The following is a 14912-nucleotide window of genomic DNA, read 5'->3' as shown; positions in this document are numbered from 1 at the left end:
CGGCGGGGCCCAAAAAATGCAAACGACCGACGTTTGGGCTCAAAGAGGTGAGCGTTTGGGGTGGAAGGCGAGGCCCGCGCGCGATTCTTTGAGCGCCAGCTGGCCGCAGGCCGCCCCCACGTCCACCCCGCGGCTCCAGCGCACGGTGACCGGGATGCCCTCGGCCTCGAGGACCGCGGCAAAGCGGCGAATCCCTTCCCGGGGCGTGCCCGAGACCGGCGCGCCGTCCCAGGGGTTCAAAGGGATCAGGTTGACGTGGGCCACGATGCCGCGCCGCCGCACCAGCTCGGCGACCTTTTTCGCCTGCCAGGTATGGTCGTTTTGGCCCTTGAGCATGACATATTCCAGGGTCACCCGGCGGCGGGTTGCCTGGAAGTAGTCGGCCACGGCGTCGAGGATCTCTTCCACCGGGTAGGCCTTGGCGGTGGGGATGATCTTTTTTCGGGTTTCGTCGTCCGGGGCGTGGAGCGAGAGCGCGAGCTTCACCCCAAGGCCCAGTTCGGCCAGGCGGCGGATCCCTTTGGGGATGCCCACCGTCGACAGCGTGATTCGCCGAGGGCTCATGGCGAGCGCGTTCTTGTTGATCATCCGGCGCACGGCTTTGGCCACCGCCTCGAGGTTCAAAAGCGGCTCGCCCATGCCCATGAGCACCACGTTGCGGATCTCGCGGGGGCCGATTCCCTGGTGGTAGGCGATGGCCAGGAGCTGGTCGAGGATCTCCCAGGGGCTGAGGTTGCGGCCGAGGCCCAGGGCGCCGGTGGCGCAAAAGGTGCAGCCCACGGGACAGCCGACCTGGCTCGAGAGGCACACCGTTTTGCGGTCGCGGTAGGGGAGGTAGACGGCCTCGGTCTGCTGCCCGTCGAGGAGGGTAAAGAGGTACTTGACCGATCCGTCGGACGAGGGAAAGGCCTGAACCAGCGAGAATTCGCCGAGACGCCAGGTTCGGGCGAGCTCATCCCGGAAGCGCCGGGGGAGGTCGGTCATCTCTTCGAATTCCCGCGCGCCCTTTTTGTAGAGCCAGCTTGAGATCTGGGCCTTGCGAAAGCCGTGGCCCGGGAGCCCGTCGACCGGCTCGGCCTCGAGGATCGAGGGGCGGGGGTCGGTCCCGGCCGGTTTCACGGCGAACCTCCTGGCGGGCCGAGGCGCTCTTCGAAGAGGTAGGCGAGCCGGGTGCGGGCGCCGTCCTGTGAGCCGAAGATGCTGCGAAGGAGCTCGCCCCCGGGGGCGAACACCAGCCAGTGCGGCGTGCCCTCGACGCCCCAGGACTCGGCGATCGCCCCATCGAGGTCGAGCGCGACCGGGAAATCGAGCCGAGCGAAGTCGCGGGCGAAGTGCACGAGTTGGGGCACGACCTGATCCCGCGGGTAGTGCTTGTGGCCGTAGGCGGTGTGGATGGCAAGGGCGTGGAAGCGGTCGCCGTAGTCGCGCCGCAGGCGTTTGAGGAAGGGAATGCCGCGGGCGATGCAGCCCGGGCACTCGAGGTTGAAAAACATCACCACCCCCAGCCGGTCCCACGTTTTGGGGTCGGCGAGGGGGTCTTTCCACACGAATTCGTCGGGCCAGCGTCCCATTGCTATCCTCCCACTCTAAATTGCGGAGCCTTTGCCATCAACGCTTGAGGTGGACCACGGTCACGCCGTGACCGCCCTCATAGGGCATGGCGTCGTGGAAGCGTTCCACCCGTTTGTCCCTTTTGAGCGCCTGCCGGATGGCGGTCCGCAGGGCGCCGGTCCCCTTGCCGTGGAGGATGCGGACCGGGGATTCTTTGAGCGCCCGGGCTTCGGTCAGGAATTCGTCCAGCGCCAAGAGCGCCTCCTCCACGCTGAGGCCGCGCACGTTGAGTTCGGGTTCGAAGCCCGATTTCACCACCACCGCTTCCTTGGGTTTTGGTGCTCCTACGTCCCGTGGCCTGAGGTGCGCGGCGGGCACGGTGACCTTGAGGGCGCCAAGCTGCACCACCGCGACGTCGCCGGAGATCCGGATCAGCTTGCCCTTGGCGCGGTATTCCGGAACCTCGACCAGGGTGCCCGGCTTGAGTTCGGGGAAGGGGGTGGGCATTGGCTGGGGGCGCACCTGCTGGCGCAGCTCGAGGATGCGTTTGAGGGCATCTTTTTTCGCCTGGGGGGATTTGGCCTGGGTCTTGAGCCGCTTGATCTCACGCTCGGCGGCCAGGAGCAGGCTGTCTGCCTGTTGGCGCGCTTCTTCGAGGCGCCTTTGCCGTTCCGTCTCGATCGCCGCCAGCTCGCTGGCCAGCTTGGCTTCGAGCGCTTCGGCCCGCCGGCGCGCCGATTCAGCCTCGGCCCGGGCGGCCTCGAGAGCCTCCCTTTCCGCCTCCAGCCGCTCGAGCAGGGCCTCGAGGGTCCTTTGGCCTTCGCCCATGAGCGCTTCGGCCCGCCGGAGCACCGCTTCTGGGAACCCGAGCCGGCGGGCGATGGCAAAGGCGTAACTCCGGCCCGGCGTGCCCACGCTCAAGCGGTAGGTGGGTCGCAGGGTTTCGGCGTCGAAGGCCATGCTGGCGTTTTCGATGCCCTGGTGTTCGCCGGCGAAGACCTTGAGCGGGGTGAGGTGGGTGGTAACGATGCCCCGGGCGCCCCGCCGAAGGAGGACCTCAAGCAGCGCCTCCGCCAGCGCCGTGCCCTCGTCGGGGTCGGTCCCGGTGCCCAGCTCGTCGATGAGGAAGAGCGCCTCTTCGTCGGCCTCAAGGACGATGCGCTTGAGGCGCTCGAGGTGACTGGCGAAGGTGGAGAGGCTGGCGAGCACGTCTTGCTCGTCGCCGATATCCACCAAGACTTCCCGCACGAAGGGGAGCGTCGCCTTTTTCGCCGGGACGAAGAGGCCGGACTGGGCCATGAGCTGCGCGAGCCCCAGGGTTTTGAGCAGGAGGGTTTTGCCCCCCATGTTGGGGCCGGAGACCAGCAGAATACGCCGGTTATCGTCGAGCTCGATGTCGTTGGGGACTGGATCGCGGATTAGGGGATGGAAGGCGTCCTCGAGGCGGTAGCGCCCTTTGGGCCCGAAGCTCGGTCGGGCCAGGTTCCAGTCCTCGGCCAGGCGGTGGCCGGCCTCGGCCAGGTCGAGCTCGCCCAGGGCCTCGAGCGTGTCCTCGACGCCCGGATCCTGGGCCAGGCGCGAGGAGAGTTCGGCCAGGATCCGCCGGACCTCGGCTTCTTCTTCCAGGCGGAGCTTTGCCAGCTCGTTGTTCAGGGGCACCACGGTCAGGGGCTCGATGAAGAGGGTGGCCCCGGAGCCCGACTGGTCGAGGACGATCCCCGGCACCTCGTGTTGTCGCTCGGCGCGCACCGGGAGCACGTAGCGGTCGCGGCGCACGGTGATGTAGCGATCCTGAAGAGCCTCGGCGTAGCGGTCGAGGAGGGCGTGCATGCGCTCCTGGATGCGGCGCCTTAAGGGTTCGAGCCGGGCCCGGATCTTCTTGAGGCGGGGGCTGGCGTCGTCCTTGACCTCGCCGTGTTCGTCGAGGGCCCGGGCCACCGCCTCGGTGAAGGGCCGGTGGTCGCCGATCTTGAGCGCGACCTCCTTGAGCCCCTCGAGGTCGGTCTCGAGGAGGGCGGCCTTTACCTCCATGGCCAGGGCGAGCGTCCGGGCCGCCTCGAGCAGAGCCTCGCTCTCGAGCCGCTCGCCCTGTCGCAGCGTCGTGAGCCACGGGGAGAGGTCGCTCGCCCCGCCGAGCCGGATGGGAAAAAACCGGGCCTCGGCGATTCGCTCGTGCAGTCGTTCGGCAGCGGCACGGTCCCCGGGGGCCAGGGCCAGCGCCCGCGCCCGGCCCATCGGGGTCTGGGTGCGTTCGGCCAGGGCGGCCAGGACGCGGGGGAAATCGAGGGCGTCCGCGGCGTCTCGCATGCAACTCCTCACTCTAGCAGGTTTCTAAGGGGCGTAGAAGGCGGCGGTCTGGCGGTAGGTGAGGGCCTCGGCGATGTGGGCTTCCTCGATCGAATCGTTCGCCGAAAGGTCGGCGATGGTTCGGGCGACGCGGAGGATGCGATCGTAGGCGCGGCCGGTGAGGAGGAGCTTTTTGGCGGCGGCGGAAAGCAGGGCCCGGGCTGTGGGCGTGAGGTCGAGCACCGATTTGAGCTCGCCCGGGCTGAGCAAGCCGTTGGGTTTGCCCTGGCGCGCCATCATCCGGGCGCGGGCCTCGGCAACCCGGGCCCGGATGGGCTCGCTCGCCTCGCCATCGGGGGCGCGGGTGAGCTCTTCGGCGGTGAGGCGCGGCACCTCGACCACCAGGTCGAAGCGGTCGAGCAGGGGCCCGGAGATCTTGCCCCGGTACCGGCGGATCTGGTGGGGGCTGCAGGTACAGCTCCGCTCGGGGTCGCCGTAAAAGCCGCAGGGGCAGGGATTCATCGCCGCCACCAGCAAAAACCGCGCCGGGAAGGTGAAGGCAGCCCGGGCGCGGGAGATCGTGACCACACCGTCCTCGAGGGGCTGGCGGAGCACCTCGAGCGCCTTGCGCGAGAACTCGGGCAGCTCGTCCAGGAAGAGGACGCCGCGGTGGGCGAGGCTGACCTCGCCGGGCTTGGGCACCGCGCCACCGCCGATGAGCCCGGCGTCGGAGACGGTGTGGTGTGGGCTGCGGAAAGGGGGCCTTTGGGGGAGTCCCCGGGGCGAGAATCCAGCCGCCGATCGGATGCGGAGCACCTCCATCGCCGCCTCGGGGTCGAGGGGCGGGAGGATGCCGGGGAGGCGGCGGGCGATCATGGTCTTGCCCGAGCCGGGGCTGCCGCTCATGAGGAGGTGGTGGAACCCGGCGGCGGCGATCTCGGCGGCGCGCCGGGCCTTGGCCTGGCCTTTGAGGTCGGCGAAGTCGGGGTGTTCGGTGGCGTCGTCGTCCCCATTTTCCGGCCGGGCCGGGGCGAGCGTCGCCTCACCCCGCAAAAAGGCCACGGTGGCCTCGAGGTCCTTCGGGGCGTAGACCTCGACCCCGCTGGCCAGGGCGGCTTCCTCGGCCGCCCCGGGCGGCAGCAGCATCTTTTTCGGAGGTGTCTCCCGGGCCTTTAAGGCCATGTTGACCGCCCCGGTGACCGGTCGCAGCGTGCCGCCGAGGCCGAGCTCACCGGCGATCCAGTAGGCCTGGAGCGATTCCGGAGAAATGACGCCCTGGGCGGCCAGGAGCCCGAGCGCGATGGGAAGGTCGAACCTGGGGCCTTCCTTTTTGAGGTCGGCCGGGGCCAGGTTGATCACCACCCGGCCCTGGGGAAAGGGGAGGCCGGCGTTTTTGATCGCGGCCCGGACCCGGTCGCGCGATTCGTTCACGGCGGTGTCGGGAAGGCCGACCACGGTGTACGAGGGGAAGCCGGGGGCCACGTCCACCTCGACCGTGACCGGGACCGCCTCGAGCCCCCAAAGCGCCATCGTGCGTACCCTCGCCAGCATGTCTTCAGCCTAAGAGGGGCTTGGCGTTTTTAGAGTCGTTTTTGCACCACCGGGCGCTGGCGAAAGACCGCGGCGGCGATCAGCCGAGCGCAGGAGGCAAGCCCCCGAACGCCTCGCCGAAAGCGGGGCAGGGGCGGGGATCCCCGCCCCTGCCCTGAAGCCCCGGCTGGGTTTTTGAACGACCGCAGCGCTACTCCACGGTGACGCTTTTGGCCAGGTTCCTCGGCTGGTCGACGTCGCGCCCGAGCAGCACCGCGATCTCGTAGGCCAGGATCTGCAGGGGAATGACGGCGAGGATGGGCGAGAGCAAGGGGTGCACCTCGGGAATGTAGAGAACTTCTTCGGCGTCCTCCCTGACCGCTTCGTCGCCATCGGTGGCCACCGCGATGACGCGGCCGCCGCGGGCCCGGACCTCCTGGATGTTGGAGCGGGTCTTTTCGTACCAGGGGCCTTCGGGGGTGATCACGACCACCGGCAGGTGCTCGTCGATGAGGGCGATGGGGCCGTGTTTCATCTCGCCGGCGGGGTAGGCCTCGGCGTGGATGTAGCTGATCTCCTTGAGCTTGAGCGCGCCCTCAAAGGCGGTGGGGGCGTGCAGGTTGCGCCCGAGGAAGAGGAAGTCGGAGGCCTGGTGGTATTTGGCGGCGACGCGCTTGATGGCCTCCTGGCGGGAGAGCGTGGCTTCGGCGAGGCGCGGGAGCTTGCGCATTTCGCCGATGAGTTGGCGGGCTTCCTCGGCGCCGAGCGTGCCCCGGGCCCGACCCAGCCAGATGGCCACCATGGTCATCGCCGTCAGCATGGCCACGTAGGCCTTGGTCGAGGCGACGCCGATCTCGGGTCCGGCGTGGATGTAGAGCGTGTCGTCGGCCTCGCGGGTGATCGTCGAGCCCTTGACGTTGATCACCCCGAGCACGCTGGCGCCCCGGCGCTTGGCTTCGCGGAGGGCCTCGAGGGTGTCGATCGTCTCGCCCGACTGGCTCACAGCGATGAAGAGGGTTCGCGCATCGGCCAGCGGGTCGCGGTAGCGGTACTCGCTGGCGATGTCGGCCTCCACGGGAATACGGGCCAGCTTCTCGATGAGGTATTTCCCGACCCAGCCGGCGTAGTAGGCGGTACCGGCGGCCACGACGTGGATTTTGTCGAAGGCGGTGGGGTCGAGCGCCAGGTCGAGCGTGACCTCGCCGTCCGCTTCGTCGAGCCGTCCGCCGAGGGTGTTTTCCAGCACCCAGGGCTGCTCGTGGATCTCTTTGAGCATGTAGTGGGGGTAGCCGCCCTTTTCAGCGTCCTCGAGGCTCCACTCGATCTCGGTGGTTCGCAAAGGGCGTGGGTGGCCCAGAAGATCGCTCACCCGCACCGCATCCGGCGTGATGACCGCCATCTCGCCGTCTTCCAGAAACACCACCTTCCGGGTAAAGGGCAAGAGCGCGGGCACATCCGAGGCCACGAAGTTTTCGCCCTCGCCGAGGCCGATGACGAGCGGGCTCACGGTTCGGGCGGCGATGATCTCCTCGCGGTCCTCGTGGAGCACCACGATGGCGTAGGCGCCGAGGGCCTCCGAGAGCGCCTGGCGGACCGCGGCCTCGAGGTCCCCTTGGAAGTGCTCCTCGATGAGGTGAACCAGAACCTCGGTGTCGGTATCGCTCACAAAACGATGGCCCCGCGCCAGGAGCCTGGCCTTGAGCTCGGCGTAGTTCTCGATGATGCCGTTATGGATGATCGCCAGTTTGCCGTCCTCGGTGAGGTGGGGGTGGGCGTTTTCGTCGGTGGGCGGTCCGTGCGTGGCCCAGCGGGTGTGGCCGATCCCCGACGAGCCGGAGACCGGCTTTTCCCTAAGCGCGGCCTCGAGGCGCTTTAACTTCCCGGCCCGCTTCAGGCTTTTGAGGCCCGCTTCGGTTTTCACCGCTACCCCGGCCGAGTCATACCCCCGGTACTCGAGCCGGCGCAGCCCCTCGATGAGCACATCGGTGGCGTTACGGTAGCCAACGTAACCAACAATTCCGCACATGAATCTCCCTTTCCCGGCCCAAGGGGCCGAAAGTTCAGTCCCTGGTCTCGGTTTAGATCTCTGGAAATGCCGATGGCCTCTGGCTGTTTTCCGCTGGCCCTGCCCTCAGGTTGTCCCGGCCTCGCGACCTGGCTTTCCCTTCGGGCTTCCCTTTCGGGGCGGGAGGGTGGGGCGTCACCCTGGCGGCATCCGCGGATCCTTCGATCTTTCCCGGCGCTCGCCGGTTATCCCCTTTCGGGGTCCGCCACCTCGTGAAGAGCGAGGGCCGTTAGCTTTGGCCCTGGCTCCCCCTGCGCTTCCCGCTGGCGTGTCTTTTTCCTCACCACCTTCCCCGGCGAAGCACGCCGACGCCCATTAATATAGCGGTTTTTGCTTGACACCCGGGGTTAAACGCACGTACCATCGTTCTTGGGCACGCATGAGATTCCACTGAAGAGCGGATGGCAGTGCGTGCCTTGGGGTGGCGCGCGGGAGAGGAAACGCGGAAACTCGCCCCGCGGCCCCCTCCGACACCTGAAGGGGGTGTAAGGAAGATATGAAAAGGCTAGGGTTACTGTTTGCGGGGCTCTTGGCCGTACTGGGCTTGAGCTTCGCCTCCGCCAACTTCTCGGATGTCCCCTCGGGGCACTGGGCAGAGGAGGCGGTGAACAAGCTCGCGGCCGAGGGCGTCATCCTCGGGTTCCCGGATGGCACCTTCCGGGGCAACGAGTACGTCACCCGCTACCAGCTGGCGCTCGTGGTCTACCGCGTCCTTGAGCGCGTGCAGGCCGAGATCGCCGCGGGTAAGGGTGGCGTCGATCAGGAGACCGTGACTGCGCTGCGCAACGCGGTGCAGGAGCTGGCCTCCGAGCTGGCCTCGCTGGGGGTGCGCGTCTCGGCCCTCGAGGACAACGTCGCCACCAAGGACGACGTGGCCAAGCTGAAGGCCCAGATCGACCAGGTCAAGGCCGCGCTGGCCAAGCGCCCCAAGGCGCAGATGGGCTTCGATAAGGCCGCGCTCCGCGACCTCGAGGCCAAGGTTGAGGCTGCCGCCGTGGCCGCCGACACCGCCCGGGCCCAGGCGGAAGCGGTCGCCAGCCAGGTGGATGCCCTCAAGGGCGATCTGGCGGCGCTCGCCACCAAGGTTGGCGCCAACGCCGACAGCATCAAGGCCCTCAACGAGCTGGCCGTCCTCCTGAACCAGGACGTGCTCGACCTGCAGGACCGCGTGGCCGGTCTTGAGAAGCAAGTTGTGGCGCTCAAGAGCGCTCAGCCCAAGGGCTTCGCCAAGGCCAGCGACCTGGCGGCGCTCACCGAGTTCGTCCAGGCCCTCTCGGGTGACCTGGCCAACCTGAACGGCAAGGTCTCGGACCTCGAGGGCAAGCTCGGCGACCTCGACCAGCGCGTCGGCACTCTGGAGAATAACGGCTTTACCGTTTCCGGTTCGCTCACCCTCGACTACACCGCCATCAACGCCAGCGGCTTCGCCGGTTACGACACCGACCGTCTCTTCAAGAGCGCCTTCAGCGCCGGTGACGCCAACAACAGTGGCACCGACCTCGACGATGCCGAGGGTCTCACCAGCACCGGCGGCCAGACCACGGCCAACCTGATGGTGAGCTTCCAGACCAAGAAGCTCTCCGCCACCTCTCAGGGTGATGGCGTCAACACCCACGATCAGCTCGTCCAGTTCAGCTTCTCCGGCAGCTGGACCAACCCCAGCTCGGGCAGCACCGCCACTCCCTCGCTGAGCGTTGACACCGTTTCCACCACCTTCACCGTGGCTGAGGGCCAAAAGCTCACCGCCACCTTCGGTCAGAGCGTTAACGGCAAGTTCAGCGAGTACTACTTCGACAACGAGGCCAACAGCTTTGGCCACGGCCTGGTGCTCGCGCTCCAGCCCGGCTTCCTCGGCGCCGAGATCACCGCCGTCTACGGCAACAACAACCCCGGCGGCTACGACTACTTCTACGGCGTGCGCGCGGCGATCAAGCCCTCCGACGCCTTTAGCCTGAGCGGTGCCTACCTCAAGCAGGACACCCTGCCTGAGGCGGTCTACGGCGTGAGCGCCGACGCCAGCCTCGGCCCCATCAGCGTGATGGGCGAGTACTTCAAGGACGGCTCCACCGGCGCTGCGGCCAGCTACTACGTCAAGGCCGACGCCAAGCTCGGCGTGCTGAGCATCGGCGGTAGCTACCGCAACATCGCCGCCACCGTGACCGGCGCCAACGTGATGTCGGCCGACGGTGTGGGTGGCACGAACAACAGCGCGCCCTTCGCCGCCGACCAGACCGGCTTCGGCGTGAACGGCAGCGCCACCCTCGGCGTCTTCACCCTCGACGGCTACTACGACAGCTACACCCTGGTGGGCACGCCCTACGTCGCCTACGGCGCGACCGTGACCCTGAACGCCGGGCCGTTCACCATTGAGGGCTACTACAAGGCCGCTTTCAGCTCCAACACGCCGGCTGCGTCCGTCCCCAATTCTGATCCCAACGCCAGCAATTACGTGAGCGCCTATGGTGGCAGCCTGGAGCACTCTGGCGACGCAGACAACGCCTTCATCAAGGGCCTCAACTTCACCGTCAGCTACATGACCAACTACGTCTCGGTCCAGACCAACCTCAACGCCTACGGCGACTTCTCGGGCAAGCTGGGCATCCTCAACCTGACCGTCCTCGGCGGCTACTACGCCGACCTCACCGCCAGCACCAACACCGTCAAGTACGGGGCCAAGGTGGAGACCGATCCGCTGGCCATCGTCCTCAAGCCCAGCCTGAGCGGTGGTTACGTGGCCCGGACCTCGACCGGTGGTCAGGCCGAGACCAAGTGGTTCGCCGGCGTGAAGTTCGACGAGTTCCTCTTCGGTCCGAACTCCACCTTCAGCGCCAACTACGCGAGCTACAGCGCGACCGGTCTTGACCTGGCCGTGGGTCAGGCGGACAACGCCTTCGACGCCAGCCAGAGCTCGATCTACACCACGACGGCTGGTGCCGGTGGCACGCTCACCGGTTACGAGCTCTCCTGGACTTACTGGGATCTCACCGCCACCTTCGCGAGCTTCGTCGACAACGGCGGTAACTTCGCCCAGGCCTTCAAGCTGGCCTACGGCGTCGACTTCTAAGCGCACCCTCGTGCGCGAAAAGGCCCGGCGATCGCCGGGCCTTTTTCATTTACCCCCGGGCCTGTTATACTTTTGGAGTTGGGCCGGTGGGCCCTGCAGATCACATTCCAATGAGCCAAAAGGCTCCGCTTGGAAAGGAGAAATGCAATGAGGATCAACAAAGGCGCGCTGCTCAAGGTCGTTGAGAAACCCTACCTCAAAAGCGAAATCCCCGAGTTCCGCCCCGGTGACACGGTCCGGGTCGCCTACCGGGTGGTCGAGGGGAACCGCGAGCGAATCCAGGCGTTTGAAGGTACGGTCATCAAGATGAAGCACCACGGGCTCAACTCCACCTTCACCGTGCGCAAGATCTCGCACGGCGTTGGGGTGGAGCGTATCTTCCCCCTGCACTCGCCGCTCATCGACAAGATTGAAGTCACCTTCCGCGGCAAGGTGCGCCGGGCCAAGCTCTACTACCTCCGCGAGCGCCGGGGCAAGGCCGCCCGCATCAAGCCCGACCGCAAGCGGATGAACGCCGACGCCGCCCGGGGCTCGCAGAAGAAGTAAGGGCTTTTTGGCGTATGGCCCCCGGCAAGAGCCGGGGGCGTTCGCTATACCGTCCAGGCCAGGACCCGCGCCGGCGCCGCTTCCGCGGCGGCAAGCTTGAGGGGGAAGACACCAAAGCGATAGCGCCCCGGTGCGATCTTTGCCAGCGCCAGCCCTTCGAGGATCCACACCCCAGCCCGCGCCAGGATCCGGTGGACCTCGAGGTCGCGGGAATCCAGGGGGTCCACGCTGGGGGCATCGGTGCCGACGAGCTTTGCCCCTCGACCCACCAGCGCCCGGGCCAGTTTCGGTGGCAGGGGCCGGTAGGCCTCGGGAAACGCCTGCCAGGTGTCGGGCTCGCCGGTTTTGACGAAAACCAGCGGCGGTAAGGTTTCGGGAAGCGGGGCCCCGAGGTCGAGGAGAACGCCTTCGGCGAGCATCAACGAAGGGGGAAAGTCGGCGATCGTGGCCCCGCCGGGCTGCACGTGGCCCGGGCCCTCGAGGTGGGTCCCCGTGTGCAGCGAAAGCCGGGCTTCGTGCACCAGGACGCCGTTTTTGGAGAAGGTGGCGGTGGGTTTCAGTTCAAAAGGGGCGTCGCCCGGCCAGACCGGGTGGCCGGGGTGGAGGATTCGGGTGAGGTCCTTTACCCTCGGTGCCATGATTGCAGCGACCGAATGACGGGCGTCTTTTTGCGCGCCGCGAGGATGGCCCGGAGCGACCACCGCGCGCCGGCCCGGGTGGTGATGAAGGGCTTTCCGGACTCCACGGCACGCCTGAGCTCGGGATCAGGGGCAAACGCGAGCAGAAGGTCGTAGTCGGCCCCCTCGGTTTCAACGAAGCCGGCCTCGAGGTACGCCCGCCGGGTGTCGCCATCGACGTCGATGAAGCGGACCCGGCCTTCAAGGGGAAGCCTTTGCCCGGCGCCGAGCTCGGCCTTGTAGTAGGCGAGGTAGGGGTCTTCGTCGAGCCCCATGCTCTCCCCGGTCGAGCGCATCTCCGGGCCGAGCCAGGGGATAACCCCCGGGAACTTGATCCAGGGGATGACCACCTCCTTGGCGGCGTACATCGGCGGCGTGGGGTCTTCGGTGAAGCCGAGCTCGATGAGCGTTTTCCCCACCGCGATCAGGGCCGCGTATTTGGCCAGGGGGTGGCCGATCGCCTTGGAGACGAAGGGAACGGTGCGGGAGGCGCGGGGGTTGGCCTCGAGGACGTAGACGGTCCCGTCCTTGATCGCGTACTGCACGTTCAAAAGGCCGCGAACGCCGATGGCCTTGGCCAGCCTGCGGGTGTGGTCGCGTACGGTCTCCAAAGTCGATGCGTCCAGATTCACCGGGGGCATGATCACCGCCGAGTCGCCGGAGTGCACCCCGGCTTCCTCGATGTGCTCCATGATCCCGGCCACCACCACCCGCTCGCCGTCGGCGATGGCGTCCACATCAAGCTCCAGCGCCCCCTCCAGGTACTGGTCGAGGAGGATGCTCGGCTGCTCGGCGAGCTCGGCGTAGATGGCCTCGAGGTAGGCTTTGAGTCCGGCTTCATCCCGGACCACGGCCATCGCCCGGCCGCCGAGCACGTAACTGGGCCGGACCATGAGGGGGTAGCCGAGGTCCCGGGCCAGGCGGAGCGCCGCCTCGGGGCTCTCCGCCACCGCCCCTCGGGGTTGAGGGATGCCGAGCTCTTTCACCAGCCGGTTGAAGGCCTCGCGCTCTTCCGCGGCGTGGATCGCGTCGGGATCGGTGCCCAGGAGCTTGGCCCCGGCGGCTTTGAGGGGGCGGGCGAGCTTCAAAGGCGTTTGCCCGCCGAGGGTGAGAATGGTACCAAGGGGTTTTTCCCGCTCGATCAGGTTGAGGGTATCTTCGAAGGTCAGGGGTTCGAAGTAGAGGCGGTCAGCGGTGTCGTAATCGGTGGAGACGGTCTCGGGGTTCGAGTTCACCATGATGGTCTCATAGCCGGCCTCGGAGAGCGCCCACACCGCGTGGACGGTGGCGTAGTCGAACTCGACCCCCTGTCCGATCCGGATCGGGCCCGAGCCGAGGATGGCGACCTTGGTTTTTTCCGTGGGCCGAACCTCGTCTTCCTCCTCGTAGGTGGAGTAGTGATAGGGGGTGTAGGCCTCGAACTCGGCGGCGCAGGTGTCCACCGTCTTGTAGACCGGCTCGACCCCCTTTTGCTTGCGGATGGCCCGAACCGTGCCTTCGTCCTGGCCGGTGAGGGCGGCGAGATCGGCGTCGGAAAAGCCGAGCTGTTTGGTGCGGTAAATCGCTTCCCGAGGCCAGTCTCCGATCGGACCCCGGCGTCTGGCCTGGCGTTCGCTGGCGACGATCTCGGCGAGCTGGTGGAGGAACCAGGGGTCGATGCCGGTGGCTTCATAAAGGGTGTCCGGCGCCTCACCCCGGCGGAGAAGCTCGAGGAGGACGAACGGTCGGCGGGGGTTTGGATAGAGCTGCGCCTTTAAAGCTTCGGTTGAAAGCTCCTGGACGCCGGCGCGGACGTCGGCCTCGAGGCCCCGCAGGGCTTTGAGGAAGGCTTCTTTAAAGCTCCTTCCGATGGCCATGACCTCGCCCACCGAGCGCATCTGGGTGCCGAGCCGGTCGGAAAGCCCGCCCTCGGTGTTGGGCAGGGTGGCGAACTTCTCCATGGCGAAGCGCGGGATTTTGACCACCACGTAGTCGATGGTGGGTTCGAAGGAGGCGGGGGTTTTGCGGGTGATGTCGTTGGGGAGCTCGTCGAGCCGGTACCCCACCGCGAGCAAGGCGGCGATCTTGGCGATCGGGTAGCCGGTGGCTTTGGAGGCGAGGGCCGAAGAACGCGAGACCCGGGGGTTCATCTCGATCACCACCATGCGCCCGGTTTTGGGGTGGACGGCGAACTGGATGTTGGAACCGCCGGTGTCGACGCCGATCTCGCGGATGATCGCTTTGGCGGCGTCGCGCATGCGCTGGTATTCGACGTCAGAGAGGGTCTGCGCCGGCGCGACGGTGATGGAGTCGCCGGTGTGCACGCCCATTGGGTCGAAGTTCTCGATCGAGGTGATGACCACCACGGTGTCGGCGTGGTCGCGCATCACCTCGAGCTCGAACTCCTTCCACCCGAGGACGCTTTCCTCGACCAGCGCGGTGTGGGTGGGGGAGAGGGCGAGGCCTCGAGCGAGGATCGCCCTGAGCTCGGCCTCGTCCCTGGCGATGCCGCCGCCGGTGCCGCCGAGGGTAAAGGACGGGCGGACCACGACCGGGTAGCCAACCTCCCGGGCGAAGGCGAGGCCCTCCTCGACGCGGCTGACCATCTGGCCCCGGGGGACCTCGAGGCCGATCTTTCTCATCGCCGCCTGGAAGGCCTCGCGATCCTCGCCTTTCTCGATGGCCTCGACGTTGGCGCCGATGAGCTCGACCCCGTAGCGTTCGAGCACGCCGGCCTTGTAGAGCGCCACCGAAAGATTGAGGCCGGTTTGCCCTCCGAGGGTGGGCAAAATGGCGTCGGGTCTTTCCCTGGCGATGATCGATTCCAGATACTCGAGCGTCAGCGGCTCGAGGTAAGTTGACTCGGCGAGGTCGGGGTCGGTCATGATCGTCGCCGGGTTCGAGTTCACCAGGATGGCCCGGTAACCAACCTTCCTGAGGGCCTTGACCGCTTGGGTTCCCGAATAATCGAACTCGGCCGCCTGACCGATGGTGATGGGTCCGGAGCCGACAATGAGTATTTTTTCAAGGTCTTTCCGTGGTGGCATATCCCCCTCACCAGCCCCTGGCGCGGGCTGCTTCCAAAATGCTACCGGATATTCAGGGGGCGGGAAAGGGGAGGTGAACCGTGGAAGTTTTTTCAGTCTTTCGTGTTGAAGATTAAAAAGAAAGGAGGGCCCGGGACGAGCCCGGGCCCTCCTGTAACGGACCATCG

At 67.0% G+C, this 14912-nt stretch carries 9 protein-coding genes; 2 read left to right on the top strand and 7 right to left on the bottom strand.

Going from position 1 to position 14912, the window contains the following annotated elements; genetic code table 11:
* Positions 1–39: 39 nt before the first annotated feature.
* From rlmN to glmS, 5 genes are all read right to left on the bottom strand, one after another.
* The gene (gene rlmN / locus ACZ5BT_RS05085; RefSeq protein WP_464885529.1) at positions 40–1119 is read right to left on the bottom strand and encodes a dual-specificity RNA methyltransferase RlmN; all 1080 of its coding nucleotides are present in this window, start codon (positions 1117–1119) and stop codon (positions 40–42) included.
* A complete protein-coding gene (locus ACZ5BT_RS05080) occupies positions 1116–1571 on the bottom strand; it encodes a TlpA family protein disulfide reductase (protein ID WP_464885528.1) in 456 nt (151 codons plus the stop codon). The genes rlmN and ACZ5BT_RS05080 overlap by 4 nt, the downstream gene beginning before the upstream one ends.
* Before the next feature lie 37 nt (positions 1572–1608).
* Positions 1609–3858, bottom strand: a complete 2250-nt coding sequence (locus tag ACZ5BT_RS05075) for an endonuclease MutS2 (RefSeq protein ID WP_464885527.1) — start codon at positions 3856–3858, stop codon at positions 1609–1611.
* A gap of 24 nt (positions 3859–3882) precedes the next feature.
* On the bottom strand, positions 3883–5388 hold the full coding sequence (locus ACZ5BT_RS05070) for a YifB family Mg chelatase-like AAA ATPase (protein WP_464885526.1): 1506 nt from the start codon (positions 5386–5388) through the stop codon (positions 3883–3885).
* Positions 5389–5578: 190 nt separating this feature from the next.
* Positions 5579–7393, bottom strand: coding sequence for a glutamine--fructose-6-phosphate transaminase (isomerizing) (glmS, locus tag ACZ5BT_RS05065; RefSeq protein WP_464885525.1), 1815 nt, complete (start codon positions 7391–7393; stop codon positions 5579–5581).
* Positions 7394–7928: 535 nt separating this feature from the next.
* Between glmS and ACZ5BT_RS05060 the strand changes: the two genes are divergently transcribed.
* Together ACZ5BT_RS05060 and rplS are read left to right on the top strand one after the other, a co-directional pair.
* Complete coding sequence (locus ACZ5BT_RS05060; RefSeq protein WP_464885524.1) at positions 7929–10496, top strand: S-layer homology domain-containing protein; 2568 nt, start codon at positions 7929–7931, stop codon at positions 10494–10496.
* A 153-nt stretch (positions 10497–10649) separates the two neighbouring features.
* The gene (gene rplS, locus ACZ5BT_RS05055) at positions 10650–11042 is read left to right on the top strand and encodes a 50S ribosomal protein L19 (protein WP_464885769.1); all 393 of its coding nucleotides are present in this window, start codon (positions 10650–10652) and stop codon (positions 11040–11042) included.
* 44 nt (positions 11043–11086) lie between these two features.
* Here the strand turns inward: rplS and ACZ5BT_RS05050 are convergent, their stop codons facing one another.
* Both ACZ5BT_RS05050 and carB read right to left on the bottom strand, forming a co-directional pair.
* Positions 11087–11680: a cyclase family protein gene (locus ACZ5BT_RS05050; RefSeq protein WP_464885523.1), complete on the bottom strand. Its 594-nt coding sequence runs from the start codon at positions 11678–11680 to the stop codon at positions 11087–11089.
* A complete protein-coding gene (carB, locus tag ACZ5BT_RS05045) occupies positions 11665–14745 on the bottom strand; it encodes a carbamoyl-phosphate synthase large subunit (protein WP_464885522.1) in 3081 nt (1026 codons plus the stop codon). Before carB ends, ACZ5BT_RS05050 begins: the two co-directional genes overlap by 16 nt.
* Positions 14746–14912 lie beyond the last annotated feature (167 nt).

Source organism: Vulcanithermus mediatlanticus, from assembly GCF_055385885.1.
Note: the sequence above shows the minus strand (reverse complement) of the source record. Positions and strands in the feature narration are given on the sequence as shown.

Coding starts and splice junctions, on each gene's coding strand:
- ACZ5BT_RS05050 (WP_464885523.1), bottom strand. CDS start 11,680: ATGGCACCGAGGGTAAAGGACCTCACCCGAATCCTCCACCCCGGCCAC.
- carB (WP_464885522.1), bottom strand. CDS start 14,745: ATGCCACCACGGAAAGACCTTGAAAAAATACTCATTGTCGGCTCCGGA.
- ACZ5BT_RS05080 (WP_464885528.1), bottom strand. CDS start 1,571: ATGGGACGCTGGCCCGACGAATTCGTGTGGAAAGACCCCCTCGCCGAC.
- glmS (WP_464885525.1), bottom strand. CDS start 7,393: ATGTGCGGAATTGTTGGTTACGTTGGCTACCGTAACGCCACCGATGTG.
- ACZ5BT_RS05060 (WP_464885524.1), top strand. CDS start 7,929: ATGAAAAGGCTAGGGTTACTGTTTGCGGGGCTCTTGGCCGTACTGGGC.
- ACZ5BT_RS05075 (WP_464885527.1), bottom strand. CDS start 3,858: ATGCGAGACGCCGCGGACGCCCTCGATTTCCCCCGCGTCCTGGCCGCC.
- ACZ5BT_RS05070 (WP_464885526.1), bottom strand. CDS start 5,388: ATGCTGGCGAGGGTACGCACGATGGCGCTTTGGGGGCTCGAGGCGGTC.